21 protein-coding genes are annotated in these 25692 nt (G+C 71.6%); 11 read left to right on the top strand and 10 right to left on the bottom strand.

The annotated features are described in order from the left end of the window. Positions 1–248 precede the first annotated feature (248 nt). From KAK07_RS07965 to KAK07_RS07980, 4 genes are all read left to right on the top strand, one after another. Positions 249–977: an ATP-binding protein gene (locus tag KAK07_RS07965; protein ID WP_210860098.1), complete on the top strand. Its 729-nt coding sequence runs from the start codon at positions 249–251 to the stop codon at positions 975–977. After that, the gene (locus KAK07_RS07970) at positions 974–1351 is read left to right on the top strand and encodes a response regulator transcription factor (RefSeq protein WP_210860099.1); all 378 of its coding nucleotides are present in this window, start codon (positions 974–976) and stop codon (positions 1349–1351) included. The genes KAK07_RS07965 and KAK07_RS07970 overlap by 4 nt, the downstream gene beginning before the upstream one ends. Before the next feature lie 190 nt (positions 1352–1541). Then, on the top strand, positions 1542–2516 hold the full coding sequence (corA, locus tag KAK07_RS07975; protein WP_210852721.1) for a magnesium/cobalt transporter CorA: 975 nt from the start codon (positions 1542–1544) through the stop codon (positions 2514–2516). 77 nt (positions 2517–2593) lie between these two features. Beyond that, positions 2594–3082 carry a hypothetical protein gene (locus KAK07_RS07980; protein ID WP_210852723.1) on the top strand — a complete coding sequence of 163 codons (489 nt, stop codon included), beginning with the start codon at positions 2594–2596 and terminating at the stop codon, positions 3080–3082. Positions 3083–3349: 267 nt separating this feature from the next. Here the strand turns inward: KAK07_RS07980 and KAK07_RS07985 are convergent, their stop codons facing one another. From KAK07_RS07985 to glnE, 4 genes are all read right to left on the bottom strand, one after another. Further along, a complete protein-coding gene (locus KAK07_RS07985; RefSeq protein ID WP_210860100.1) occupies positions 3350–4012 on the bottom strand; it encodes a glutathione S-transferase in 663 nt (220 codons plus the stop codon). Between the two features lie 93 nt (positions 4013–4105). Next, entirely contained in the window at positions 4106–5005 is a 900-nt protein-coding gene (locus KAK07_RS07990) for a DMT family transporter (protein ID WP_210852726.1), read from the bottom strand. Next, entirely contained in the window at positions 4998–5567 is a 570-nt protein-coding gene (locus KAK07_RS07995) for a rhomboid family intramembrane serine protease (RefSeq protein ID WP_210860106.1), read from the bottom strand. The genes KAK07_RS07990 and KAK07_RS07995 overlap by 8 nt, the downstream gene beginning before the upstream one ends. Continuing rightward, entirely contained in the window at positions 5564–8317 is a 2754-nt protein-coding gene (glnE, locus tag KAK07_RS08000) for a bifunctional [glutamate--ammonia ligase]-adenylyl-L-tyrosine phosphorylase/[glutamate--ammonia-ligase] adenylyltransferase (RefSeq protein WP_210852730.1), read from the bottom strand. Before glnE ends, KAK07_RS07995 begins: the two co-directional genes overlap by 4 nt. A 104-nt stretch (positions 8318–8421) precedes the next feature. Here glnE and KAK07_RS08005 point away from each other — a divergent pair, with 104 nt between their 5' ends. Both KAK07_RS08005 and KAK07_RS08010 read left to right on the top strand, forming a co-directional pair. Further along, positions 8422–12498, top strand: a complete 4077-nt coding sequence (locus KAK07_RS08005; protein WP_256441064.1) for a YhdP family protein — start codon at positions 8422–8424, stop codon at positions 12496–12498. A gap of 17 nt (positions 12499–12515) precedes the next feature. Next, a complete protein-coding gene (locus tag KAK07_RS08010) occupies positions 12516–13316 on the top strand; it encodes a carbon-nitrogen hydrolase family protein (RefSeq protein ID WP_210860110.1) in 801 nt (266 codons plus the stop codon). Between the two features lie 13 nt (positions 13317–13329). Here the strand turns inward: KAK07_RS08010 and KAK07_RS08015 are convergent, their stop codons facing one another. Continuing rightward, the gene (locus tag KAK07_RS08015; RefSeq protein WP_210860114.1) at positions 13330–14340 is read right to left on the bottom strand and encodes a hypothetical protein; all 1011 of its coding nucleotides are present in this window, start codon (positions 14338–14340) and stop codon (positions 13330–13332) included. A gap of 199 nt (positions 14341–14539) precedes the next feature. On the opposite strand from KAK07_RS08015, the gene KAK07_RS08020 reads away from it, so the two are divergent. Then, on the top strand, positions 14540–16375 hold the full coding sequence (locus tag KAK07_RS08020) for a DUF294 nucleotidyltransferase-like domain-containing protein (protein ID WP_210860115.1): 1836 nt from the start codon (positions 14540–14542) through the stop codon (positions 16373–16375). 172 nt (positions 16376–16547) lie between these two features. Beyond that, on the top strand, positions 16548–17177 hold the full coding sequence (locus tag KAK07_RS08025) for a 3'-5' exonuclease (protein ID WP_256441065.1): 630 nt from the start codon (positions 16548–16550) through the stop codon (positions 17175–17177). A gap of 23 nt (positions 17178–17200) precedes the next feature. On the opposite strand, the gene KAK07_RS08030 is transcribed toward KAK07_RS08025, so the two are convergent. Further along, positions 17201–17782, bottom strand: coding sequence for a CBS domain-containing protein (locus KAK07_RS08030; protein ID WP_210860116.1), 582 nt, complete (start codon positions 17780–17782; stop codon positions 17201–17203). A 101-nt stretch (positions 17783–17883) separates the two neighbouring features. Here KAK07_RS08030 and KAK07_RS08035 point away from each other — a divergent pair, with 101 nt between their 5' ends. After that, the gene (locus KAK07_RS08035; RefSeq protein ID WP_210860118.1) at positions 17884–19335 is read left to right on the top strand and encodes an erythromycin esterase family protein; all 1452 of its coding nucleotides are present in this window, start codon (positions 17884–17886) and stop codon (positions 19333–19335) included. On the opposite strand, the gene KAK07_RS08040 is transcribed toward KAK07_RS08035, so the two are convergent. The 3 genes from KAK07_RS08040 to KAK07_RS08050 form a co-directional block, all read right to left on the bottom strand. Then, the gene (locus KAK07_RS08040; RefSeq protein WP_210860122.1) at positions 19272–19742 is read right to left on the bottom strand and encodes a hypothetical protein; all 471 of its coding nucleotides are present in this window, start codon (positions 19740–19742) and stop codon (positions 19272–19274) included. The two genes, KAK07_RS08035 and KAK07_RS08040, sit on opposite strands and share 64 nt — an antisense overlap. An 85-nt stretch (positions 19743–19827) precedes the next feature. Beyond that, positions 19828–21636, bottom strand: coding sequence for a cation acetate symporter (locus tag KAK07_RS08045; RefSeq protein WP_210860124.1), 1809 nt, complete (start codon positions 21634–21636; stop codon positions 19828–19830). Further along, the gene (locus tag KAK07_RS08050; protein WP_210860126.1) at positions 21636–21944 is read right to left on the bottom strand and encodes a DUF485 domain-containing protein; all 309 of its coding nucleotides are present in this window, start codon (positions 21942–21944) and stop codon (positions 21636–21638) included. Before KAK07_RS08050 ends, KAK07_RS08045 begins: the two co-directional genes overlap by 1 nt. A gap of 227 nt (positions 21945–22171) precedes the next feature. Between KAK07_RS08050 and KAK07_RS08055 the strand changes: the two genes are divergently transcribed. Together KAK07_RS08055 and KAK07_RS08060 are read left to right on the top strand one after the other, a co-directional pair. After that, positions 22172–24238: an ATP-dependent helicase gene (locus KAK07_RS08055; RefSeq protein ID WP_247664285.1), complete on the top strand. Its 2067-nt coding sequence runs from the start codon at positions 22172–22174 to the stop codon at positions 24236–24238. 118 nt (positions 24239–24356) lie between these two features. Further along, a complete protein-coding gene (locus tag KAK07_RS08060) occupies positions 24357–24578 on the top strand; it encodes an HP1242/YdcH family protein (RefSeq protein ID WP_210860128.1) in 222 nt (73 codons plus the stop codon). Positions 24579–24826: 248 nt separating this feature from the next. Here KAK07_RS08060 and KAK07_RS08065 read toward each other — a convergent pair whose 3' ends face one another. Further along, on the bottom strand, positions 24827–25675 hold the full coding sequence (locus tag KAK07_RS08065; protein WP_210860130.1) for an alpha/beta fold hydrolase: 849 nt from the start codon (positions 25673–25675) through the stop codon (positions 24827–24829). Positions 25676–25692 lie beyond the last annotated feature (17 nt).

The raw sequence follows: 25692 nt of genomic DNA on the forward strand, positions 1-25692 counted from the left end.
GCCCCGGGGGCTGCGGCCCGCGGCCGGCGGATGAGGCCGCCGCGTCCGACCCAGTGTGCTCCCCGGGGGGGCCTTTGACAAGGATGGTGGCGCGCGAAAGTGGCGGGTAGACTGGTCAGTTGTCACCGCATCGGACTGTCGCTGCGCGCCCTGCCCGGCAGGCCCTCAAGTCGGTGCGCCGGCGGCCGATAGGCCAGGGGCCGGGACGTGTTTGCCACCCGGTGCCGTGCCCACGCCAGCCGCCCGCCATGACCGCCACTCTTGACCTGCCCACCGCGGACGCGGACGCCACCGACCTCGGCCGCCAGCTGGGTTCGCTGCGTCACCAGCTGCAGCTGGCCCGGCTGACCCCCGACGCCCAGCGGCAGGCCCGGCAGCTCGCCGCGCTGGACGCCGGCCTGCGGGTGCTGACCGCCCGCGCCGATCTGCTGCGCCTGCGGCAGGAACTGCAACCCTTGCCCACCGAGCGCCTGGAGCCCTGGCCGCTGCTGCAGCAGGCCTGGCAGGAACAGGCGCCGATGGCCGCGCTGCTGGGCGTGCAGGCGCAGTTCCGGCCGCACGCCGACCCGCGCGCGCTGGGTGCGCTCTACGGCAGTGGCCGCTGGCTGCGGCGCCTGCTGAGCGAGTGCATAGAATCGGCCATGGTCAATGCCCCGGGCTGTCCGATCGAGATGGAACACCGTCCTGTCGGCTCACACACCCAGATCGTGCTGCTGGGCACGCGGGCCTTCACCACCGACCACGACGGCCCGGCGCGTGACCTGGCCGAGGCCATCGCCCGGGCCCACGGCGGCGAGCTGCGCATCGAGCAGGACGATGACACCCGCGACCTGATCGTCGAGCTGCCCACCGGCGCGCCCTTCCACGCCGATGCATCCAGCGCGCAGCTGCAGGCCGCGCGCTTCGCCCAGGACCTGGCGGCCCTGCAGGAACGCGCCCGCCGCCGCACCGGCGCCCCCATTGGAGACGAGCGATGAAACGAGTGCTGATCGTCGAGGACCAGGCGGACATCCGCAAACTCATCCGCATGACGCTCGAGTTCGAGAACTACGAGATCCACGAAGCGGCGGACGGCTCCTTCGGCCTGCGCATGGCCCAGGCGATCAAGCCCGACATCCTGCTGCTCGACGTGATGATGCCCGGCGAGATCGACGGCCTGCAGGTCTGCCAGCGCATCAAGAGCGACCCCGAGATGGCCGGCTCCAAGGTGGTGCTGCTGACCGCCCGCGGCCAGCAGAAGGACCGCGAGGCCGGCGAGCAGGCCGGCGCCGACGAGTACCTGATCAAGCCCTTCAGCCCGCTGCAGCTGATCGAGACGATCGAACGCCTGCTGGGCGCCGAGGGCGCCTGAACTTGCACCATAATCAGCGCATCTTGATGACCGGAGCCACGCGCTTGGACACACCGCACCCTCGGTGACCGTCCGCTCCGCCTAGCACCCAGGCTAGAGGGCCCAGCGCCCGTGCGGACCCGGACGGTCTTCCCCCGCCCCGAACCGCACCCGGGCTGCCTGCTGCAGCCCCGTGACAGCTGGATGCCCCATGCTCAACGTCTTCACGCTGGATAAAGGCCGCCTCAGCGGCCGCCTGCTGCAGGAAGAGATCGACTCCGCCGCCGACCTGGCCCAGGTCCAGCCGGTGTGGGTCGACCTGGAAGCCCCCACCGCCGAGGAGATCGGCTGGATCGCCGGCCGCTTCGGCCTGCAGATCCCCAACAACATCGTCGACGACGACCTGGAAGAGTCCGCCCGTTTCTACGAGGAGGACAACGGCGAGCTGCACATCCGCTCGGACTTCCTGATCGACGACGACGTCACGCCGCGCAACGTGCGGGTGGCCTTCATCCTGTTCAACGGCATCCTGTTCTCGGTGCACGAGGAGGACCTGCCGGTGTTCCGCCTGCTGCGCCTGCGCGCCCGGCGCAACCCGGCGCTGATCGAGGACGCCAAGGACGTGCTGCTCAAGCTCTACGACGCCGACGCCGAGTACTCGGCCGACGCGCTCGAAGGCATCTACGACGCGCTGGAGTCGGTCTCGGCGCGGGTGCTCAAGCAGGACGTGGACGACCGCGCCGCCGGCGAGGCGCTGGCCGCGATCGCCAAGGAAGAGGACCTGAACGGCCGCATCCGCCGCAACGTGATGGACACCCGCCGCGCGGTGAGCTTCATGATGCGCAGCCGCATGCTCAACGCCGAACAGTTCGAGGAGGCGCGGCAGATCCTGCGCGACATCGACTCGCTCGACAGCCACACCGCCTTCCTGTTCGACAAGATCAACTTCCTGATGGACGCCACGGTCGGCTTCATCAACATCAACCAGAACAAGATCATCAAGATCTTCTCGGTGGCCAGCGTGGCGCTGCTGCCGCCCACGCTGATCGCCAGCATCTACGGCATGAACTTCCAGCACATGCCCGAGCTGGCCCAGCCCTGGGGCTACCCCTTCGCGCTGGCGCTGATGGCGGCCTCGGTGGCGGCGCCGCTGTACTACTTCCGGCGCAAGGGCTACATGCGCTGACAGCTCCGGGCGGCTTCGTCACGCCTGTTGCATCCGGTTCCATCAGGTCGGCCGGGTTTTGGCCGACAAAGCAGGGCATGAAGACCGCCGCCCTGCCCTGCCTGCGTCGCGCCGTCTGCCGCGCCGCACTCGTCCTGGTCCCGCTTGCGTCCACTGGCGCGGCCTGGGCCCAGTTCAACCATGTGCCGCTGCCGCTGCCGCGCGCCGACGCCCCGGTGTCCGGGGCCTCGGACGAGCGCAGTTACCGGCGCGACGCCGCGCGGATGGTCTACGAGGCCTTCCCGACGCATGTCTTCAAGGGCCAGTTGCCGGCGCTGATGCACGCGATCGCGATCACCGAGACCGACATCGACGACGACGGCCGGATCCGCGCGGTGCGCCTGGTGCGCGAGCCGGCGGCTGCCAAGGAGGTGGGGCCGTGGGTGGTGGGGCTGATCCGGCGGCTGGAGCGCCTGCCGGTGCCCGGCCAGGTGCATGGTCACACCTGGACCGAGGTCTGGCTGGTCGACCGCTCAGGCCGCTTCCAGGCCGACTCGCTCAGCGAGGGTCAGCGCTTCGGACGTTGAGGGCCGGTGGGCGGCGGCCTGAAAAAGAAATGAGCCGCGCAGCGACCCGGGGCACCAACGAGAGGGAGGAGGAGAGTGCACCCCAGGCGTTCATCTCCCCGGAGGGAGAGGCCGCGCGGCTCCAAGAAGACGGTCCCGGGCCCCACGACCCGAGACCGGGGAGGGCGCTCCGGGGAGCGCCACAACCCAACCCACGCGGTGTCTGACAAGGGGCGCTGAAAAAAGTTCCGCGCCCGTGTGTGATGGCGTGTAAAGCTGCGTCCGGGCTCAGCGCGCGCGCATCGCCGCCAGCTGTGCGTCCTGGCAGGCCTTGCGGTCGGCGTTGACGCGCTGCACGCTGGGCCGGTCGGCCAGCGACTTCACGTAGCCCTTCCAATCGATCCCAGCGGCCACCAGCAGGTCCTCACCCAGCACCGCCTTGGTGGCCATGCCCACCAGCGGCAGGCTGACGTAGGCCGCACAGTCGGCGGTGGTGAACTGCTCGCCGGCCACGAAGGGGCTGAACTTCGCCAGCTGGGCGAAACCGGCGATGTGGCGCGTCAGGCGCTTGCGCACGCTGGCCTGCACCTCCTCGCTGACGGTGCCGCCGAAGAAGGCCTGCGGGTACAGCTCGCGCACCACCAGCTCCAGGTGCAGGTCGACGAAGGTGGTCAGCTCACGCACCTTGGCGCGCTCCCAGGCATCGCGCGGCAGCAGCGGCACCTGCGGGTAGCTGTCCTCCAGGTACTGGACGATGACCTCGCTCTCGCACAGCGTGCCGTGCTCGGTGCGGATGTAGGGGATCTTGGCCAGCGGCGAGGCCGCCAGCACCGCCGCCTCGCGCGAGCCGGTGCCGACGAACTCCTCGTCGAAGGCGATGCGCTTTTCCAGCAGCACCAGCTTGACCTTGTTGTAGTAGTTGGACAGGGCCATGCCGCACAGCGTGATCATCGGGGTCTCCTTGCAGTGAAGCGCGCAGTCTAGGGCGCTGTCCGGCCCCCGCCTGCCGCCCGCGTGACAGGGCAAACCCGGCGCCGGCGCAGCTCAGCGACGCGGCCGGCTGACCAGCCAGATGCCGGTGGACACCGCCGCCACCGCCACCAGCAGCCGCGCGGTCAAGGGCTCGGCCAGCAGCCAGGCGCCGAAGAGCAGGCCGAAGATCGGCGTCAGCAGCGTGAAGGCGGTGACCTGGGTGGCCTGGTAGTGGCGCACCAGCCAGAACCACAGCAGGTAGCTGGCGAAGGTGACGATGACGATCTGGAAGGCCAGCAGGCCCCAGGCGGTGGGCGCCGCGGCGCGTGGCCAGGCCTCGCCGGCCACCGTGCTGGCGGCCAGCAGCAGCACGGCCGAGACGGCCAGCTGGTACATCAGCGTCTTCTCGGGCGGCGCGGTGGACAGGCGGCTGGCGCGGATCGCCAGCGTGGTGCTGCCCCACAGCAGCGCGGCCAGCACGCCCAGCGCGTCGCCCCACCACTGCTGCGGCCCGGCGGCCGGGGCGCTGAAGCCCTCGGCAAAGGCCCACACCACGCCGGCAAAGGCGGCCACCAGCCCCGCCAGCTGCGCGCCGCGCAGGCGTTCGGCCGGCGCCACCAGCGGCATGCCCAGCGCCACCACGAAGGGCGAGAGGTAGATGAACACCGCCATGCGCGACGCGGTGGTGTACTGCAGCCCGACGAAGATGCAGCCGAACTCGGCGGCGAACAACACCCCGGCCAGCAGTCCGCCGCGCAGCGTGCCGTCGAAGGGGTTCAGGCTGATGCGCTGGCGCCGCGCCCAGGCCCACAGCAGCAGCGCCGCACCGGCCGAGCGCAGACCGGCCTGCAGCAGCGGCGGGATGTCGCGCACCGCCACCTTGCTGGCCACCTGGTTCAAGCCCCACAGCGCCGCGCAGCCCACCAGGCAGACCACCGCGAACGCGTCCAGCTGGGTGCGCCGGTCAGTCATGTCGTGTCCATCCACAGATCAGCAGCGCCGCCACGGCGCCGGCCAGTGCGCCACTGGCATGCGCGCCGGGCGCCAGCGCAAAATCCCAACCCTCGACCGCCCGCGTCGCGCCGCGCCAGGGCGCTTCCAGCGCCAGCTTGAGCAGCAGGCCGGCGGCCAGCGCCAGGCCGATCGCGCGCTCGCGCGGGTGGCTGTGGCGCACCAGGCGCCAGATCAGCACCGCCACGCCGGCATGCAGCACCCCCGACAGGCCGCCGAAATGCAGCAGCGTGGGTTGCATCAGCAGCCCCAGCTGGGTCAGCGGCCAGGCCAGCGCCCAGGCCAGGGCTTCGCGCGGGCCGGCCCCGGCGCGCCAGCCCAGCCAGGCCAGCAGCGCGGTGGCGCCCAGGTTCATCGCCAGGTGCATCGGGCTCCAGTGCACGCCCGCCGCCGTGAAGGCGCGCCAGGGCTGGGCCGCGGCCAGCGCCGGCTGCCAGTCCCAGCGGGCACGGTCGGCCCCCCACAGCGCGCCGGCCAGCAGGGCCAGCGCCAGGGCCACGCCGGGCCAGGCCCAGCGGTTCACGCCGGCCCGCCGAACACGGCCTGCCACAGCGCCTGGATCGCGGCGCGCTGCGGCGCCAGTTCGGTGGGATCGAAGTGCGTGGGCCGCTCGTCCAGGCGGGCGCGGTGCTGGGCGCGGCGCAGCTCGCGGTAGGCATCGGCGGCCGCCACGCCCACGCCGGCGGGCAGCAGGCCGGCGGCCTCGGCGCGCTGCAGCAGCGCGATGTTGCCGGCGTTGTCCAGCAGGCTGGGCTGGCCCGCGCCGTGGTGCAGCACCAGGTACTGCACCGCGAACTCGGCGTCCATCATGCCGCCGTCGCTGTGCTTGACGTCGAAGCGGCCCTCGGCCACCGGGTGGGCTGAGCGCACCTTCTCGCGCATCGTCACCACCTCCTGGCGCAGCGCGCTGTTGTCGCGCTCGGAGGCGATCACCGCGCGCCGCGTGGCCTCGAAGCGCTCGGCCAGCGCCGCCGGGCCGGTGACGAAGCGCGCCCGCGTGATGGCCTGGTGCTCCCAGGTCCAGGCAGCATTGCTGCCGCGGCCGATCTGGTAGTTCTCGAACGAGGTGATCGAGGTCACCAGCAGGCCCGAGTTGCCGTTGGGGCGCAGCGCGGTGTCGATGTCGAACAGCTCGCCGGCCGCGGTCTGCAGTGTGAGCCAGGTGATCAGCTTGCGCACGAAGGCGGCGTAGACCATCTGCGCCTGATCAGGGTCGGCCTCGTCGGCGTCGTCGTACAGGAAGACCAGGTCCAGGTCGCTGCCATAGCCCAGCTCCAGCCCGCCGAGCTTGCCGTAGGCGATGACCGCGAACTGCGGCGTCTCGCGGTGGCGCTGGCGCAGGTGGGCCCAGGCCCAGCGGGCCGAGGTGTCGAGCACCGCGTCGGCCAGCGCCGACAGGTCATCGGCCACCTGCTCCACCGTGATGCGTTGCTCGACGTCGCGCACCAGCGTGCGGAAGACCTCGGCGTGGTGGGCGCGGCGCAGCGTATCCAGCAGTTCGCCCTCGTCGGCCTCGCCGGCGCGCACCCAGGCGGCGTGGCGGGCGTCCAGGTCGGCGACGAAGCTGTCGCGCTCGAAGCGCTCGGCGATCTGCCGCTCGTCGGCCAGCTCGTCGATCACGCCCGGGTGGCGCATCAGGAAGCGCATCGGCCAGCGCGCCAGGCCCAGCAGGCGCAGCAGGCGCTTGTGCACCTCGGTGCGCTCCTGCAGCAGCGCCAGGTAGCTTTCGCGGCGCAGCAGTGGCTCGAGCCAGTCGACGAAGCGCAGCGCCGCGTCCAGGCTGCAGCCCTCGTCGGCCACGTACTGCGCGGCGCGGCGCACCAGCACGCCCAGGCGCAGCCGGCCTTCGTCGCGCATCGCCTGCACCTTGGGACCACGGGCGAAGCCCTGCACGCGCTCGGCCAGCGCCGGCGGCAGTTTCTCCAGCAGCTGCTCGCTGTCGATCGGCAGCGGCGCGCCGCAGCTGCGGCAGCCGCCGCCGCCGGGGCGCGGCGCATCGGGCGAGCGGCCATCGTGGAGCAGCGCGTCGAACTCGGTGGCCACCAGCTCGCGCACCTGGCCCAGCTGGTCCAGCAGCTCGCAGGCGTCGGCGTTGCACTGCAGCTGCATGCCGGCGGCGATCCAGCCCAGGTCGGCGTCGGCGGTGGGCAGCAGGTGGGTCTGCTGGTCGTCGAGGTACTGGATGCGGTGCTCGACGCGGCGAAGGAAGACGTAGGCCTCGGTCAGCGCGGCGGCGGTGTCGGCCTTCATCAGGCCACCGGCCACCAGCCGGGCCAGCGCGCTGCGGGTGGAGCGGGTGCGGATCTCGGGGAACTGGCCGCCGCGCGCCACCTGCAGCAGCTGGACGATGAACTCGATCTCGCGGATGCCGCCGCGCGAGAGCTTCACGTCGTTGGCCCGTTCGGGCCGGCCGGCGGCGCGGCGCTGGGCCTCGTCGCGGATCTTGCGGTGCAGCTGGCGCAGGCCCTCGAAGACGCCGTAGTCCAGGTAGCGCCGGTAGACGAAGGGCGTGACCAGCTGGCGCAGCGGCAGCGCGCGGCCGCTGGCCACGCTGGCGCGCGGCGCCACCACGCGGCTCTTGAGCCAGGCAAAGCGCTCCCACTCGCGCCCTTGCACCAGGAAGTACTCCTCCAGCATCGCCAGGCTGACCACCGGCGGGCCGGAGTTGCCATTGGGGCGCAGCGCCAGGTCCACGCGGAAGACGAAGCCGTCCTCGGTGACGTCGCCGATCAGCGCGTAGAGCTTCTTGGCGACGCCCGCGAAGTACTCGTGGGCGGTGATCTTCAGCGGGCCGGTGGTCTCGCCTTCGTCCTCATACACGTAGATCAGGTCGATGTCGGACGAGACATTCAGCTCGCGCGCGCCCAGCTTGCCCATGCCGATGATCCAGAAGTCGATCACCCGGCCCTGCTCGTCCAGTGGCGCGCCGTGGCGCTCGTCCATCTCCAGCCGTGCCTGGGCCAGGGCCAGCTCCAGCGTGGCCTCGGCCAGATGGGTCATCGGCAGCACCACGTCGTCCAGCGGCACGGCCTGCTCCACATCCAGCACCACCAGCCGCTCGATCACCAGCTGGCGCGCCACGCGCAGCGCCGAGGCCAGCGGCCGGCCATCGGCCTGCAGGCGCCGCACCAGCGCGGTGATGGTGGCGACATCGGGCACGCCGGGCGGCAGCAGCGCCCGTTCGGTGTCGTAGCGGCGGCGCACCCGCTGGACGAAGCGGCTGTGGTCGGCGGCGGCCGTCGGCAAGGGGGTCACAGCTTGTAAGGAACCCATCGGGCGGTCATGGGGTCTGTGCTAGATTGAAACGAGCAGGCCAGCGCGTCCGCCGGGCGTCTGGGCAGCGTACGCCGGGCGGTTGGAAGTGGTCTGGTGAGTTGATGTCAGCGTCCCCCTCCGTCCCGTCGCCTTCTGGTGTGCATGTCAGCGCCCCCGCCTGGAAGCGGTGGTTTGGCCGTGGCCTGCGCGTCCTACTGTACGCCGTGCTGGCGCTGTGGAGCGTGCTGCTGCTGGCGTGGCTGACTCTGCACTGGGGGATATTGCCGCGCATCGGCGACTGGCGGCCGCAGATCGAGCAGGCCGCCAGCCGGGCGCTGGGGCTGCCGGTGCGCATCGGCGCGCTGCAGGTGGTGTCCAACAGCTGGGTGCCGGTGCTGGAGCTGCGCGAGGTGGAGCTGCAGGACGACCGCGGCCAGCGCGCGCTGCGCCTGCCGCGGGTGGTGGCCGCGGTGTCGCCCGGCTCGCTGCTGACCTGGCAGCTGCGCCTGAGCCAGCTGCACCTGGACGGGCCGGAGGCCGTGGTGCGGCGCGACGCCCAGGGCCGCTGGCACGTGGCCGGCCAGGGTCTGGACGACGCCCCCTCGCTGCAGGGCGAGGCGGCCGCCGACTGGCTGTTCGAGCAGCCCGAGGTGGTCATCCAGCGCGGCCGCCTGCTGCTGATCGACGAGCAGCGCGGCACCCCGCCGCTGGCGCTGGAGCAGCTCAGCGCGGTGCTGCGCAATGGCCTGCGCGAGCACCAGTGGCGCATCGACGCCCTGCCCCCGGCGCACTGGGGCGAGCAGATCAGCCTGCGCGGGCGCTTCCAGCAGCCGCTGCTGGCCCGCGCCGGCGACTGGAAGCGCTGGAGCGGCACGCTCTACGCCCAGGGGCCGCGGATCGAGGGCGCGGTGGTGCTGGCCGACCTGCGCGTGCCGCTGGCGCTGCAGGGCGGCTCGGGCCACTGGCGCGTCTGGCTGGAGGCGCGCCAGGGCCAGTGGCAGCACACCACGCTGGACGTGGCGCTGGGCGCCACCTCGTTCCCGCTGCAGTCCGCCCGGGCGCCGCTGGCGCTGGCCCGGCTGGAGACCCGGCTGCAGCTCGACCGCCGCGACGACGGCTGGCGCCTGGCGGTCGACGGCCTGCGCTTCGACACCGCCGACGGCCTGCACTGGCCGCGCAGCCGCCTGGCCGTGCACTGGCGGCCCCAGGTCGGTCAGCCCGAGCTGTCCAGCCTGGACCTGGACACCCCCGGCGCCGGCGAGATCGAGGGCGACCGGCTCGACCTGGGCGCGCTGGCCACGCTGGCCGAGCACCTGCCGCTGGCCCCCGCCTGGCGGCAGACCCTGGCCGAGCTGGAGCCGCGCGGCCAGGTGCTGGGCCTGCAGGCGCGCTGGAGCGGCCCGCTGCAGCAGCCCGAGCACTACCGCGTCAAGGCCCGGCTGCAGGACCTGGCGATCGCCTCGCGCGCCTCGCCCGAGGCCGGTGGCGTCGGCCGCCCCGGCTGGCGCGGTGTGGGCCTGGAGCTGGACGCCGACGAGCGCGGCGGCCAGGCCCAGCTGAGCCTGCGCCAGGGCGCGCTGCTGCTGCCCGGCGTCTTCGAGGACCCGGTGCTGGCGCTGGACGAGTTCGACGCCCGGCTGGTCTGGAGCGTGCAGCCGCGGCGCCAGGGCGGTCCGCCGCAGATCGAGCTGCGCGTCCAGGACGGCCGCTTCGCCAATGCCGACGCGCGCGGCGACCTGCAGCTGCGCTGGCGCACCGGCGACGGTGCCGCCGGCGCGCCCGGCCGCGGCCAGCGCTACCCGGGCACGCTGGAGCTGAGCGGCCAGCTGATGCAGGCGCGCGCCGCCGCGGTGGCGCGCTACCTGCCGCTGGGCGTGGCGGCGTCGGCGCGGCGCTATGTCGAGGCGGCGGTGCGCGAGGGCGTGGTGCCGCGCGCCAGCTTCCGCGTGCGCGGCGACCTGTGGGACTTCCCCTTCGCCGGCCGCAGCGACGGCGATTTCCACGTCGCCGCCCAGGTCGAGCGGGCGGTGCTGGACTACGCGCCGGCCGCGCTGGTCGGCCCGGGCCCCGGCTGGCCGGCCTTCACCGATGTCGCGGGCGAGCTGGTCTTCGACCGCGGCTCGATGGCCATCCGCCGCGCCAAGGCCCGGCTGTGGGGCGTGGCGCTGCACGATGTCAATGGCCGCATCGACGACCTGATCGAGCACCCGCGCCTGCGCATCGAAGGCGCCGGCCGCGGGCCGCTGACCGATGCGCTGCGCTTCGTCGACGCCTCGCCCGTGGCCGGCTGGACCCGCGGCGCGCTGGGCCAGGCGGTGGGCAGCGGCGCCGCCGACCTGAAGCTGGCGCTGGACATCCCGCTGGACGACGCCAGCCGCGCCACCGTCCAGGGCAGCGTGGTGCTGGGCGGCAACGATGTGCGCTTGCGGCGCGACCTGCCGCTGCTGCGCCAGGCGCGCGCGCGCATCGAGTTCAGCGACAGCGGCTTCTCGGTCAGCGGCGGCCAGGCCCAGGCGCTGGGCGGCGAGGCCCGCTTCGAGGCCAGCAGCCAGCCCGACGGCCGCGTGCAGGTAAAGGTGCAGGGCCAGGCCAGCGCCGAGGGCCTGCGCCAGGCCAGCGAGCTGGGTGCGCTGGCCCGCCTGGGCCAGCTGGCCAGCGGCAGCACGCCCTACCAGCTGCAGCTGGGCTTCGTCGGCGAGCGCACCGAGGCGCTGTTCACCAGCCCGCTCAGCGGCCTGGCGATCGAGCTGCCGGCGCCGCTGCGCAAGCCGGCCGCCGAGAGCTGGCCGCTGCGCGTGCAGCTGAGCCCGCTGGACAACCGCGGCGGCCCGCCGCGCGAGACCCTGCGCGTCGACCTGGGCCCGGTGCTGCACGCCGAGTACCAGCGCGAGGGGGTGGGCGACAGCCCGCGCGTGCTGCGCGGCAGCCTGGGCATCGGCGAAGCGGCGCCAGCCCTGCCCGCCGCCGGCGTGCTGGCCAGCCTGAAGCTGGGCCGGGTGGACCTGGACGAATGGTGGGCCTGGGCCCGCGGCCAGGGGAGCGATGCGGGCGTGGGCGGGTCCGCCGCCGCGCTGCTGCCCACCGAGCTGCGCGCCAGCGCGCAGGCGCTGCACAACGCGGCGCTGCCGCTCAGCCAGGTGCAGCTGTCGGGCAGCCGCCGCCCGGCCGACGGCCTGTGGCAGGCGCGCCTGCAGTCCGACCAGGCCCAGGGCCAGCTGGAATGGCGGGCCGGCACGGCCGCGCTGCCGGGTGGCCAGATCGTCGCCCGGCTGACACGCCTGTCGGTGCCCGACAGCCCCGTGGCCGAGGCCCGACCCGGCCCCGCCCCCGAGCCTGCGCGCAGCGCCGGCGGCCTGCCAGCCCTGGACGTGGTGGTGAACGAACTCGACTGGAAGGGCAAGCGCCTGGGCCGCCTGGAGCTCGACAGTCCCGCCACCGCCGCCGACGCGCGCGAGTGGCCGATCAACCGCCTGCTGATCCAGCGGCCCGAGGCCCGGCTGCAGGCCCAGGGCCGCTGGAGCGCCCAGCCCCAGCCCGGCACCCGGCTGGACCTGACGCTGCAGCTGGCCGACAGCGGCGCGCTGCTCGAGCAATGGGGACTGGGCCGCGTGCTCAAGGGCGGCAAGGGCGAGATCAGCGGCCGCCTGGGCTGGCCCGGCGGCCCGATGGAGCCGCCCGGCGCGATGCTCAGCGGCGAGCTCAAGCTGGCGCTGGGCGAGGGCCAGATCCTGAAGGTGGAGCCCGGCGCCGGCCGGCTGCTGGGCATCCTCAGCCTGCAGTCGCTGCCGCGCCGGCTGACCCTGGACTTCCGCGACATCTTCCAGGAGGGCTTCTCTTTCGACGACATCAGCGGCGACATCCGCCTGGCCGACGGCGTGGCGCGCACCAGCAACCTGCGCCTGCGCGGCCTGCAGGCCGCGGTGCTGGTGGAGGGCAGCGCCGACATGCGGCGCGAGACCCAGGACCTGCACATGCTGGTGGTGCCCGAACTCAACGCCGGCGCCGCGTCGCTGGCCTATGCGGCGGTGAACCCCGCGATCGCGCTGGGCACCTTCATCGCCCAGTACCTGCTGCGCGAGCCGCTGCAGCAGGCCGGCACGCGCGAGTTCCGGGTGCGCGGCAGCTGGGACCAGCCGCAGGTCGAGGCCATCGAGCGCGCGGCGGCCGCATCCGCCCCGGGCCCGACCGCCCAGCGCTGAGGACTATGCTTGCGGTCATGAAGATCGCCGCGCTGCAGACCGTCTCCACGCCCGACGTGGACCGCAACCTCGACACCGCCGGGCGGCTGCTGGCCCAGGCCGCCGCCCAGGGCGTGCGCTTGGCCGCGCTGCCCGAGTACTTCTGCCTGATGGGCCGGCGCGACGAGGACAAGCTGGCCATCGCCGAGGACGACGGCGCCGGTCCGATCCAGGACTTCCTGGCGGCACAGGCGCGCCGCCATGGGATGTGGATCATCGGTGGCACGCTGCCGATCAAGGCGGCCACGCCGGGCCGCGTGCGCAACGCCTGCTGCGCCTGGAACCCGACCGGCGAGCGCGTGGCGCGCTACGACAAGATCCACCTGTTCGCCTTCGACAACGGCGGCGAGCGCTACGACGAAGCCCGCGTGCTGGAGGCCGGGGACACCCCCGTGGCCTTCGAGGCCGAGGGCTGGCGCATCGGCCTGTCGGTCTGCTACGACCTGCGCTTTCCCGAGCTGTACCGCGCGCTGATGCAGCCGCCCTGCGACCTGCTGGTGGTGCCGGCGGCCTTCACCCACACCACCGGCCAGGCGCACTGGGACCTGCTGCTGCGCGCCCGCGCGGTCGAAAACCAGTGCTTCGTGCTGGCCCCCGCGCAGGGCGGCCGGCACGAGAACGGTCGCCGCACCTGGGGCCACAGCCAGCTCATCGACCCCTGGGGCCAGGTGCTGGCCTGCCAGGACGAGGGCGAGGCGGTGGTGGCCGCCGAGGCCGACCCGGCTGTTCAGACGCGTGTGCGCCAGCAGCTGCCGGCGCTGGCGCACCGGCGGCTGTGAGCACTGGGGGACGTCAGGGCTGCTCGACCGCCAGGCCGAAGTAGCGCGGCATCGTCGGGTCGCTGCTTTCCCAGCCGAAGACCGTCAGGCCCAGGCCGGTGGGCAGGCCGGCGACCGCATTGAAGTTCACGGTCTGGCCCGAGCAGTTCTTGCCACTGCCTGCAGCGCGCCCGACCACGCCGTCGTGGCCCAGGTTGACGAGCATGGTCTGCTTGACGCAGTTCTCGTTGGCGCGGCGCACGAAGCTCTGGGTGGCGGCGTCGGCCGACAGCACGCGGCGGTGCTCGAAATTGACCCCGCTGAGCTGGCCGTCGGCCGACTGCGAGAAGCTCCAGTTGGCATCGCGGCTGCCCACCGCCGGCAGCGAGCGCGCCACCGCGGGGGTCAGCACATGCAGCTGGTTCAGGCTGGCCACCACGTGCACCGCGCCGTTCTTGTTCTTGAAGGTGAAGACGCGGTCGACACCGCCGTCGGTGAATTGCAGGTCGTAGCCGCCGTCGGGGTTGGCCACCAGCTGGCCGAACACGCTGCCCGGGGCGCCGCAGGCCCCGATGCCGCCGTCGCCGCAGGTGGACAGGCGCAGCTGGCCCTTGCTGTCGACCTGCACCTGACCGCTGTCGGTGTGGAACAGGCCGTCGTCGCCCATGCTGGCGCCGATCATGTTGTAGGTGCCGGCAAGGGCCTTGCGCGGCAGCGTCATCTCGGGCAGACCGATGGTCATGCCCAGCGGGCTGCGGATGATGAACACGCCACTGCGCGACACCATCATCGGCTCCATGTCGGGCGTCATGTAGGCGCAGCTCTCGGCCTGCGGGGTGAGCGTCGCGGTTTCGCCGTTCCACAGCGTCACCGTCAGCGTGTCGCCGTCCAGGTGCAGCACGTGGTGGCGCCAGTTGGGGTCGGATTCGCGGAAATTGATCACCCGGTAGTCGCCGGTGGCCAGCGAGGGGCAGTTGACCGCTGCCGACGCCGGCAGGGCAGACAGGACGAGGGCGGCGGCAGACAGCCAGTGGCGCAGGGACATGGAACAACAGGGGTGGGTTGAGGTGCAGGCAGCCTACCAAGCCGGGCAGCGCGCCGCATCGGCCATTGGGTTGAGGTGGCCGTGCATCTGTCACTGAACGGCGCAAGCGGCCTGGCGGCACGCCGCCTTGCGCTGCAACAGGCTGGTGTCAGCCAGGGCTGACCACAATCAAGGCTCCGCCACCGCCGCGCCGCCGCCTGTGCCCAACGCCTTCAACTTCGGCATCTCGCCCTTCGACTGCCTCGGCAACGACGAGCGGCAGCTCGTGCGTGACCACCTGGACATCGCCTACTTCCGCGCCGGCGACACGGTGCTGGACCCGGCCACCGCGCCCACCCACCTGTTCATCGTGATCAAGGGCACGGTCGAGCAGCGCGACGGCGACGAGCTCGTCGGCCGCTACGGCCCCGAGGACAGCTTTGACGGCCGCGCGCTGGTGGCCGGCAAGGTCTCCAGCCGCTTCGTGGCTGCGGAAGAGGTGCTGGCCTACCAGCTGGCGCGCCAGGCGGTGGCCGAACTGATCTCGCGCAACGCCACCTTCGGCGCGCTGCTGTTCGCCGACCTGTCGAAGAAGCTCTCAGCGCTGTCGGCGCGCGGCAGCCAGCACGAGATGCAGTCGCTCAGCATGGCCCGCGTCGGCCAGGCCAGCGTGCGGCCGGTGCAGACGGTGGACGCCGGCACCGACATCGTCTCGGTGGTGCGCGTCTTCAGCGACAGCCGCACCGACCACGTGCTGGTGCGCGACACGCTGAGCGACCCGCCGCGCCTGGGCATCTTCACCACCACCGGCCTGCAGCGCGCCATCCTGCACGGCACGCCGCTGGACCAACTGCCAGTGCGCGAGCTGGCCACCTTCAAGCTGGTCAGCGTGTCACCCGATGACTACCTGTTCGACGCCCAGGCGGTAATGATCCGCCACAAGGTGCGCCGCGTGGTGGTGGCCACGCGCACCGAATCGGGAAGCGAGACCATCCTGGGCACGCTCGACCAGCTCGACCTGCTGAGTTTCCTGTCCAACCACAGCTACCTGATCACGCGGCAGATCCTGGAAGCCACCGACCTGGACGGCCTGAAGACCGCCGCCGGCCAGATCAACGGCCTGATCAGCCTGCTCTACCGCGGCGGCACGCCGGTGGCGCTGGTGGCGCGGGTGGTGCAGGAGCTCAACGCGCAATTGTTCGAGCGCGCCTGGCGTCTGATCGCGCCGGAGGAGCTGGTCGACAACAGCTGCCTGTTCGTGATGGGCAGCGAGGGCCGCGGCGAGCAGCTGCTGAAGACCGACCAGGACAACGCGCTGATCCTGCGCGACGGCTACGCGCCGCCTGCGGACCTGGCGGACATCTGCCAGCGCTTCTCAGATGCCCTGACCGACTTCGGCTACCCCGAATGTCCGGGCCGCATCATGCTCAGCAACCCGGAATGGCGCCACCCGGCGGCCGAGTTCGCGCAGACGGTGCGCCGCTGGCTGGTGATGCCCACGCCCGAGAGCCTGATGGCGCTGGCCATCTTCATCGACGCCCATGCGGTCTGCGGCGACGCCCACCTGCTGGAGGACGTGCGCGCCGAGGTCTTCAAGCTGGTCACCGACAACGACGCGCTGATGGCCCGCTTCGCCGCCGCGATCAACGCCTTCGAGTCCGGCCAAGGCTGGTGGAACCGTCTGCTGGCGCTGGGCGACGAGGGCCAGCAGCTCGACCTGAAGAAGGCCGGCACCTTCCCGCTGGTGCACGGCGTGCGCGCACTGGCGCTGGCCCACCGCATCCCGGCCACCGGCACCGTGGCGCGCATCGAGGCGCTGGCCGCCGACAGCCGCCTGCCGCCCGACCTGGCCACCAGCCTGGTCGACAGCCTGCACTTCTTCATGGGCCTGAAGCTCAAGACCGGCCTGGACGCGCTGGAGCGCGGCGAGCGCGCCGGCGGCATCCCGCTGAACCAGCTCAGCAGCCTGGACCGCGACCTGCTGAAGGACGCGCTGGGCGTGGTCAAGCGCTTCCGCACCATGCTGCACCAGCGCTTCCGCCTCGATATGGTCTGACAGACATGGTGCCCCCACGCTCCCTGCCGGTCGCTGCCCCCCAAGGGGGCTCTGGCAGCGGACCGGCGAAGCCGGATCCGCGCCAGCGGCTTGGTCATCTCTGCATTGCCACTCTGGTTCCATGAGTTCTGCACCAAGCAAGGCGCTTCCGCAAACGCCGACGATCTGGAATTTGCCGTGGCTGAAGCTCAAGCGCGAGTGGATGCTCTATCACCTGGGCGACCAGCGCTTTCGCTTCCTGTATGACGAGCCGCCGCCCGACGAGTGGGTGTCGGTGGACTGCGAGACCACCGGGCTGAACCCGAACAAGGACGAGATCATCTCGATCGGTGCGGTGCGCATCGTCGGCAACCGGGTGATGACCAGCGAGAAGCTGCAGCTGCTGGTCAAGCCCAGCAAGGCGGTCTCGGCCGAGGCGATCAAGGTGCACGGCCTGCGCGAACAGGACGTGGCCGGCGGCCTGGACATCGACGAAGCCATGCACCGGCTGCTGCGCTTCATCGGCCCGCGGCCGCTGGTGGGCTATTACCTGGAGTTCGACGCGGCGCTGATCAACCGCGCGCTGTTCCCGATGCTGGGCGTGCGGCTGCCGCAGCCGCAGGTCGAGATCTCGGCGCTCTACTACGACTGGAAGCAGCGCACGCTGCCGCCCTACCAGCACGGCGCCAGCATCGACCTGCGCCTGGCGACGATGATGGCCGACCTGGACCTGCCCACGCGCCACGCGCACGACGCGGTGAACGACGCGATCATGGCGGCACTGGCCTTCCTGAAGCTCAAGGCGCTGCTGCAGGCGCCCTGAGCACGCGCCGGGGGCGTCGGGCCTCAGGCGGCCAGCTGCCGGCCCAGCTCGGCCACGTTGCGGGCGTGCAGGTCGGGCGCGATCGTCGTGCCCAGGGCCTGCTCCAGCAGGCGCGCCGAGAACAGGCCGACCAGCACCTCGCCGTCGCCGTTGCGGCGCACCACCGGCAGGTAGCGCAGGCTCTGCGCGTGCATCGTGGCGACGATGTCGCCCACGCGCGCGCTGTCCAGTTGCCGGGCATCAATGACCTGCCACTGCGACAGCGGCGTCATCAGCCGCTCCAGGCGCAGGTCCTGGTGCGGCACGCCGTCGGCCATCGCCGCCTGCAGCGGGCGCTCGCCCAGCAGATCGTCGCGGGTGACGTAGCCAACCAGCTCGCCGTCGATGCCGCTGACCCAGGCCATCTGCACCCGGGCGGCGTGCAGCAGCGCCAGCGTGGCGTCGATGCCGTCCAGGTGGTCGGCGGTGAGGCAGGGGCCGGTCAGCAGATCGGACATGAAGGCGCGGGCGGGGTCGTCAACGCGGGCCTGGCGCAGCGGCCGCACCAGCCGGGGCGTGGTGGTCAGGCTGCCCAGCGGCAGCGGCAGGAAGGAGCGGGCAATCATTCGGCGGTCTTTCGGTGGGAGGACGGGCCGATGTTGCGCCGGCGCACATCAGGAAATCATCAGGATCGGGGAGAGACCGGGCGCGGGCTACAGTGCGCGCCATGAGCGCACGTCGCCATTCCTGCGCCCTGCTGCTGGGCGTGCTGCTGGCCGCCCGGCCCGGTCTGGCGCCGGCCCAGGCGGTGGTGCTGGACCGCTTCCTGGCGCCGATCGACGAACGCCGTCTAGACGACGGCCGCCAGGCGGTGTCCTGGATCCGCCGCGCCGCCCACCCGATCGCCGGCGCGGCCCCCGACCTGGCGCCGCTGGCCGCCCGCCTGGCCGAGGCCGAGGTCATCGGCCTGGGCGAGATCACCCATGGCAGCCAGGAGGACATGGCGCTGAAGGCACAGTTGCTGCGCCTGCTGGTCGAGCGCCACGGCCTGCGGCTGATCGCGCTGGAAGCCAACCGCGCGGTCGGCCTGCGCCTGCAGCGCTTCATCGACCCCGACAGCACCGAGACCGACGTGGCCGCCGCGCTGCGCGACTCGGGCATCTTCAGCGTCTACCGCTGCGAGGCCCTGGGCGCGCTGCTGCTGTGGCTGCGCGACTGGAACCGCGAGCACGCGCCCGGCGTGCGCCTGGTGGGCATCGACGTGCAGGACCCGGGCCGCGACGCGCAGGCGGCAATGCAGGCGCTGCGCCGCCTGGACGCAGCCCGCGCCGCCACGCTGGAAGCACCGCTGGCCGAGCTGCTGGTCGAGCGCGTGCCCCATGTGTCGGTGCTGTTCCCTCAGGCGCGGCGCGCGCAGTGGCAGCGCTGGAGCGCCGCCGCCGCCTCACTGGAAGACGCGCTGCGCGGCCAGCCCGATGCCCAGGAGGCGCAGGAGGCCGCCTGGTCGCTGCGCATGGCGCTGCAGACCTTCGAGTTCGATGTGGGCACCGCCGGCGCGCCGGTGGACCTGCCGCCCGAGGCCTTTTCGCGGCGCGACAGCGCGATGGCCGAGCGCCTGCTGCGCGCGCGCCGCGGCAACGAGCGCGCCGCGCTGTGGGCCCACGACACGCATGTGGCCGCCAACGGCTACGACATGTTCTCGCCCGCCGCGCCCACCGTGGGCCGGGTGCTGCGCGACCGGCTGGGCGCCGACGGCTATGTGGCGCTGAACTTCAGCTTCCGCCACGCCAGCTTCCATGCCCACGGCGTGGCCGCCGACGGCAGCGTGGACCTGCGCGGCGCGTTCAAGGTCTGGCGCATCACCGCTGGCCCGGGCGCGCTGGGCCATGCGCTGGCCAGCACCGGCCTGCACAGCTTCTGGGTCGACCTGCGCGAGCTGCCCGGCGAGCGCTGGGCGCTGGCGTTCCGTCAGGAGCCGTGGCGGCGCTTGGCTTTCGGTGACGGCGTCGCGCCCGAGCAGCTGGCCGCCGCCGATGTGGGCTGGCCGCTGGCCTGGGGCACCGACCTGCTGGTGCACCTGGACACGCTGACGCCCTCGCGGCTGTACGGCCCGGCTCAGCCGCCGGCCATGCCCGCCACGCCAGCCAGCAGCCCGACCACGCCAGCCAGCACGAAGTAGGCGAAGGACACGCCCACCGCGATCAGCAGCACCCGGCCCCAGGCGCGGCGGACATAGGCCTCGCCGTGGCGCTGGCGCACCAGGCGGATCTGCTCCAGGCCCGGCCCCAGGTACCAGGCCAGCAGGTAGGCCAGGCCGGTGGCCGAGCTCACGCGCCCGGCGATCACCTCGTCCTGCCAGGCCAGTTGCACCACCACGTAGAACACGCCGATCGCCAGGCCCACCAGCATCCAGCGGGCCGAGCGCCGCTGCCGGCCGGCATCGCCCAGCGCGCGCCAGTTCAGCGCATGCAGCCAGGCGCCGAAGACCGGCGAGAACAGCAGGCTCCACAACGCGGCGGCCTGCGGGTTCCACAAGGCCGGCGCGGTGGTGGGCGCGGCGACAGTGTCAGACGACGGCTCGTTCATCACAGTCGGCTCCATGAAAGAAGCCGGGCAAGGGCCCGGCTTGTCGTGTCGGGGAGCGGGCCGCAGCCCGCCCCTGCCGGGTCGGTCAGTGGCCCGAGGCGCCGGAAGCACCCAGGCCGGTTTCCGAGCGCACCTGCTGCGCTTCGAAGTCGGCACGCTCCTTCTTGGCCTGGTCGCTGTTGTCCAGGATGGAGAACAGCCAGACGCCGACGAAGCCGATGGTCATCGAGAACAGCGCGGGCGAGCTGTACTGGAACCAGGCCGAGCCCTTCGGGTAGCCCAGCGTGGCTTCCCACACCGCGGGCGAGACGACCGTCAGGCCGACCGACGAGATCAGGCCCAGGAAGCCACCGATCACCGCGCCCTTGGTGGTGCAGCCCTTCCACAGCATGCTCAGGAAGAGCACCGGGAAGTTGGCCGACGCGGCGATCGCGAAGGCCAGCGCCACCATGAAGGCGATGTTCTGCTTCTCGAAGGCGATGCCCAGGACCACCGCGACGACGCCCAGCGCCAGCGTGGTGATGCGCGAGACACGCAGCTCGGCCGCGCTGTCGGCCTTGCCGGCCTTGAACACCGTGGCGTACAGGTCGTGCGAGACCGCCGAGGCACCCGACAGCGTCAGGCCGGCCACCACCGCCAGGATGGTCGCGAAGGCCACCGCCGAGATGAAGCCGAAGAACACGTCGCCGCCCACCACCTTGGCCACCAGCACGGCCGCCATGTTGGCGCCGCCGGCCTTGATCGTGCCCTTGGCCACATCCGCGTACTCGGGATTGGTCAGCACCAGGGTGATCGCGCCGAAGCCGATGATGAAGATCAGCACGTAGAAGTAGCCGATCCAGGTGGTCGCCCAGAACACGCTCTTGCGGGCTTCCTTGGCGTCAGGCACCGTGAAGAAGCGCATCAGGATGTGCGGCAGGCCAGCGGTACCGAACATCAGCGCCATGCCGAAGCTGATGGCCGAGATCGGGTCCTTGATGAAGCCGCCCGGGCCCATGATCGACAGGCCCACCTTGGCGGGGTCGATGGCTTCGGCCTTGGCCAGCGCGGCAGCCGCGCTGGCAGCCGCTTCTGGCGACGACGCCGCCGAGGCCGCCGCAGCGAACTTGGCGATGTCGGCGCTCTTGCCGGCGGCGGCGATCGCGGTCTTCACTTCCACGCCCTTGGCGAACAGCGCTTCCGGCGAGAAGCCGAACTGCGACATCACCATGAAGGCCATGAAGGTCACGCCGCACAGCAGCATGATGGCCTTGATGATCTGCACCCAGGTGGTGGCGGTCATGCCACCGAAGAGCACGTAGATCATCATCAGGCCACCGACCAGCACCACCGCGACCCAGTAGTCCAGGCCGAACAGCAGCTTGATCAGCGAGCCCGCGCCCACCATCTGCGCGATCAGGTAGAAGGCCACGACGACCAGCGTGCCCGAGGCCGCGAAGGCGCGGATCGGGGTCTGCTTGAAGCGGTAGCCGGCCACGTCGGCGAAGGTGAACTTGCCCAGGTTGCGCAGGCGCTCGGCCATCAGGAAGGTGATGACCGGCCAGCCGACCAGGAAGCCGATGGAGTAGATCAGACCGTCATAGCCCGAGGCCATCACCGCGGCGGAAATGCCCAGGAAGGACGCGGCCGACATGTAGTCGCCGGCGATCGCCAGGCCGTTCTGGAAGCCGGTGATGCCACCGCCGGCGGTGTAGAAGTCGGCGGCGGAGCGGGTCTTGGCGGCGGCCCACTTGGTGATCCACAGCGTGGCGGCCACGAAGATGCCGAACATCACGATGGCGGTCCAGTTGGTGGCCTGCTTGGTCGTCTGACCCAGGTCACCACCGGCGGCCAGCGCGGTGCCGGCCACAGCGGCCAGCGCGCCGACAGCGGCGAGTTGCTTGAGGGCGCGCATCACTTCACCTCCTCTTCGAGGATCTGCTTGGTCAGCGCGTCAAACTCGCTGTTGGCCCGGCGCACGTAGATGCCGGTGATCACGATGGTGAAGACGATCACGCCCATGCCCAGCGGAATGCCCAGCGTGGTCACGCCCGAACCCAGCGGCTGCGCCAGGAAGGGCTTGTTGAACGCGATCAGCGCGATGTAGCCGTAATACACGACCAGCATCAGGATGGCGAGCATCCAGCCGAAGCTGTTGCGCTTGCTCTTGAGTTCCCGGTATTTCGGGTTGGCCTGGATGCGGGCCACGACAGGATCCGTCATGGGTCTCACTCCTTATGTTGGTGAATCGGCAGGGGCGCAGGGGCTCCTGTTCGGGCCGCAGTGTGGGAGCCGATGCTGACCGCCGACTGACCTGCTTGTTGCACCGCGAAACACCTCGGACACAGCGGTGACAGTGTTGAATGTTGCGTTGCGACAAGCTTCGACGCGCCGTACGGGGTGGGCTTGGCTATGATCCGCGGCCCGCTTTTTCCCTCGTACAGGCCTGCATGTCCGCCCCTTCCTCGCCCGCCGCCACGCTGAACGCCGCCCAGATGGCCGCGGTGCATCACCTGGCCGGTCCGTGCCTGGTGCTGGCCGGCGCAGGCTCAGGGAAAACCCGGGTGATTACCCACAAGATTGCTCGCCTTTTGCAGGCCGATGTGCCGGCGCGGCGCATCGCCGCCATCACCTTCACCAACAAGGCCGCGCTGGAAATGCGCGAGCGCGCCCGCGCGCTGGTGGGCCCGCGCGCCGCCAAGGACCTGGTGATCAGCACCTTCCACTCACTGGGCGTGCGCCTGCTGCGCGAGGACGGCGGCCTGCTGGGCCTGAAGCCGCAGTTCAGCATCCTGGACGCCGACGACGTGCTGGGCGTGCTGCGCGACGCCGGCAGCTGCAGCGACAACAAGATCGCCCGGCAGTGGCAGTGGACCATTAGCCTGTGGAAGAACCAGGGCCTGAACAGCACCACCGCACTCGCCGCCGCCAGTAATGACGAAGAGCTGCTGGCCGCCAAGGTGATGCGCCTGTACGAAGAGCGCCTGATCGCCTACCAGGCGGTGGACTTCGACGACCTGATCGGCCTGCCGCTGAAGCTGCTGACCACGCGCGAGGAGGCCCGCAGCAAATGGCAGAAGGCCTTCGGCCATGTGCTGGTGGACGAGTACCAGGACACCAACGCCGTGCAGTACGAGCTGCTCAAGGCCCTGGTGGGCCCGGCCGACAGCCCGGCCCGCGTGCCCTTCACCGCGGTGGGCGACGATGACCAGAGCATCTACGGCTGGCGCGGCGCCACCATCGAAAACCTCAAGCGCCTGCCCGAGGACTTCCCCGACCTCAAGGTCATCCCGCTGGAGCAGAACTACCGCTCCACCGGTGCCATCCTGCGCGCCGCCAACGCGGTGATCGCCGGCAACCCCAAGCTGTTCGAGAAGAAGCTGTGGTCCGACCTGGGCGACGGCGAGCCGGTGCGCGTGATCGAGTGCGACGGCGAGGAGCACGAGGCCGAGCGCGCCGTGGCCTTCATCCAGGGCCTGCGCGCGCAGGGCGCCAGCGGTGGCACCGACTTCGCCCACTTCGCCATCCTCTACCGCACCAACTTCCAGTCCAAGGTGCTGGAGCACAAGCTGCGCGCGGCGCAGATTCCCTACAAGGTCAGCGGCGGCCAGAGCTTCTTCGACAAGGCCGAGATCAAGGACCTGTGCGCCTGGCTGCGCCTGCTGGTGAACCAGGACGACGACCCCGCCTTCCTGCGCGCCGCCACCACGCCCAAGCGCGGCATCGGCCACACCACGCTGGGCAAGCTGGGCGAGTTCTCGGCGCAGTGGAAGGTCAGCATGTTCGAGGCCCTGTTCGCCGAGAGCCTGGCCGCGGCGCTGGGCGCCAAGGCGATTGCCACGCTGCATGAGTTCGGCCGCGCCGTGAACGAGCTGGAATACAAGGCCCGCACCACCGTGGGCCATGACGATGCCCGCGCGCTGCTGATGGGCTGGCTGACCGACATCGGCTATGAGCAGCACCTCTACGACAACGAGGACTCCGAGAAGGTGGCCGCGGCGCGCTGGAACAACGTGATCGACTTTGTCGACTGGGTGTCGCGGCGCTGCGGCGGCGAGATCCGCAACGAGGGCGGCATCGTCGAAGAGACGGAGAAGCAGAGCGTGCTGGACGTGGCGCAGACGATCAGCGTGATCCTCAGCCTGGCCGAGCGCGGCGAGGAGACCGACCAGGTCACCCTCACCACGCTGCACGCCAGCAAGGGCCTGGAGTGGCCGCACGTGATGCTGGCCGGCGTGAACGAAGGCATCCTGCCCTTCAAGAGCGACGGCGAGGACATGACGCCCGAGCGCCTGGAAGAAGAGCGCCGCCTGATGTACGTGGGCATCACCCGCGCCCAGCGCACGCTGGTGGTCAGCACCCTGCGCCGGCGCAAGAAGGGCCGCGACACCGTGCAAGGCGTGCCCAGCCGCTTCATCGCCGAGATGAAGCTCTCCGAGGCCGGCAGCGGCGAGGACCCCAAGGAACGTCTGAAGAAACTGCGCGCCGCGCTGGCCGCCAAAGCAGCGGGCGCTTGATCTGGGTTAAGCGCTGCGGTTTGCCGCGCGCGGGCATCGGCGTAGAGTGGTTTTCAGGCGGCCCCCTTCAGCGGTGGGCCAAAGACAGACCCCCTTCGAACACCCAGGAGAGCCCTGCATGTTTCCCGAGTACCGCGACCTGATCAGCCAGCTCAAGACCACCGACCACCACTTCCAGCACCTGTTCGACCAGCACAACGCGCTGGACCAGAAGATCAAGAACATGGAAGCCCACATCGAGCCGGGCACGCATGAGGAGATCGAGGCGCTGAAGAAGGAGAAGCTGCACCTGAAGGACCAGCTGTACGCGGTCCTGCGCAAGGCCAGCGCGGCGGCGTGAGCGCCTGGGGCCCAGGTCGACGGCGGATCGCCTGATCCGCCGTTGGCTGCTTCAGGCGGACTCGGGTCGTACGCAGTGCGATTCCGGTTGGCAGTGATCGCCCCACAGCGGCCGCAGGCCGCTGTGGGGCGCTCCCTATGCGGGCCTCGGCCCGAAGCAGCTGCAAGCCCGCACCACCAGCGCCGGAGTGCAGCGAACGCTCGGCGTGGCGGCGCGCCGGGCCCGGCCCCCCGGGGCGCGCCTGATGCTCAGGCCCCTTCGCTCAGGCAGCCTTGTCGAATGAGCGCGCCCATCTGCGCGTTGAAGTGCTCGGGCTGCTCCAGCTGCGGCGTGTGACCGCAGCGGTCGATCACGTCCAGCTGCAGGTGGGCATGGCGCGCGCAGCTGTCCTGCGAATGCGCCACCGGGATGACGGCGTCCTGGCGCCCGTGCAGCAGCAGCGTCGGCACGCGGCTCATGGCCAGCGAGGCCTGGGCCTGCTCGATCAGGGCGACACGCTGGCCACGCAGGCCGGTCATCTGCCGCACGCAGTCCAGGAAGGCGCGCTGGGCGCCGGCGCGCATCACGTTGCGGCGGATGAGTGCGCGCAGTTCCGGCGTGACCACGAAGTCCGGCCCGAAGATGGCCTGGACCTGCTGGGTCACCGCCGTCTCACCGGGTCGCGCCATCAGTTCGCCCAGGCCGGGCAGCGTCATCAGCCTGAACGGCAGCGGCGCGGCCGTTCCCAGGTTGGCGCTGGCCGCCAGCAGCATGCTGCGCACGCGTGCCGGCTGGCTCAGGTGCATCTGCAGACAGATGGCGCCGCCCAGGGAGTTGCCCACCAGGTGGACCTGGTGGATGGCCAGCGCGTCCAGCAGCGCCCACAGGGTCTGCGCGAAACGCGGCGGCGAGTCGGCCTGCGCGCTGAAGTCGGACAGGCCGTGGCCGGGCAGGTCCACCGCCAGCAGGCGCAGATCCTGGTGGGCCACCGCGAACTGCGCCGACCAGAGCTCCAACGAGCCGCCCACGCCGTGCAGCAGCAGCACGGCGGGCCCCGTGCCGCCGGCATCGCGGCAGCGGATCTTCAGGCCATCCAGGTTCACATGGAAATCGTTCATGGCGTTCTTTCACTGGG

Origin of the sequence: Ideonella alba, assembly GCF_018069875.1 — a bacterium.
Taxonomy (GTDB): Bacteria; Pseudomonadota; Gammaproteobacteria; order Burkholderiales; family Burkholderiaceae_C; genus Ideonella; species Ideonella alba.

Coding starts and splice junctions, on each gene's coding strand:
- KAK07_RS07965 (WP_210860098.1), top strand. CDS start 249: ATGACCGCCACTCTTGACCTGCCCACCGCGGACGCGGACGCCACCGAC.
- KAK07_RS07970 (WP_210860099.1), top strand. CDS start 974: ATGAAACGAGTGCTGATCGTCGAGGACCAGGCGGACATCCGCAAACTC.
- corA (WP_210852721.1), top strand. CDS start 1,542: ATGCTCAACGTCTTCACGCTGGATAAAGGCCGCCTCAGCGGCCGCCTG.
- KAK07_RS07980 (WP_210852723.1), top strand. CDS start 2,594: ATGAAGACCGCCGCCCTGCCCTGCCTGCGTCGCGCCGTCTGCCGCGCC.
- KAK07_RS07985 (WP_210860100.1), bottom strand. CDS start 4,012: ATGATCACGCTGTGCGGCATGGCCCTGTCCAACTACTACAACAAGGTC.
- KAK07_RS07990 (WP_210852726.1), bottom strand. CDS start 5,005: ATGACTGACCGGCGCACCCAGCTGGACGCGTTCGCGGTGGTCTGCCTG.
- glnE (WP_210852730.1), bottom strand. CDS start 8,317: ATGGGTTCCTTACAAGCTGTGACCCCCTTGCCGACGGCCGCCGCCGAC.
- KAK07_RS08005 (WP_256441064.1), top strand. CDS start 8,422: ATGTCAGCGTCCCCCTCCGTCCCGTCGCCTTCTGGTGTGCATGTCAGC.
- KAK07_RS08010 (WP_210860110.1), top strand. CDS start 12,516: ATGAAGATCGCCGCGCTGCAGACCGTCTCCACGCCCGACGTGGACCGC.
- KAK07_RS08015 (WP_210860114.1), bottom strand. CDS start 14,340: ATGTCCCTGCGCCACTGGCTGTCTGCCGCCGCCCTCGTCCTGTCTGCC.
- KAK07_RS08030 (WP_210860116.1), bottom strand. CDS start 17,782: ATGATTGCCCGCTCCTTCCTGCCGCTGCCGCTGGGCAGCCTGACCACC.
- KAK07_RS08035 (WP_210860118.1), top strand. CDS start 17,884: ATGAGCGCACGTCGCCATTCCTGCGCCCTGCTGCTGGGCGTGCTGCTG.
- KAK07_RS08040 (WP_210860122.1), bottom strand. CDS start 19,742: ATGAACGAGCCGTCGTCTGACACTGTCGCCGCGCCCACCACCGCGCCG.
- KAK07_RS08045 (WP_210860124.1), bottom strand. CDS start 21,636: ATGCGCGCCCTCAAGCAACTCGCCGCTGTCGGCGCGCTGGCCGCTGTG.
- KAK07_RS08050 (WP_210860126.1), bottom strand. CDS start 21,944: ATGACGGATCCTGTCGTGGCCCGCATCCAGGCCAACCCGAAATACCGG.
- KAK07_RS08055 (WP_247664285.1), top strand. CDS start 22,172: ATGTCCGCCCCTTCCTCGCCCGCCGCCACGCTGAACGCCGCCCAGATG.
- KAK07_RS08060 (WP_210860128.1), top strand. CDS start 24,357: ATGTTTCCCGAGTACCGCGACCTGATCAGCCAGCTCAAGACCACCGAC.
- KAK07_RS08065 (WP_210860130.1), bottom strand. CDS start 25,675: ATGAACGATTTCCATGTGAACCTGGATGGCCTGAAGATCCGCTGCCGC.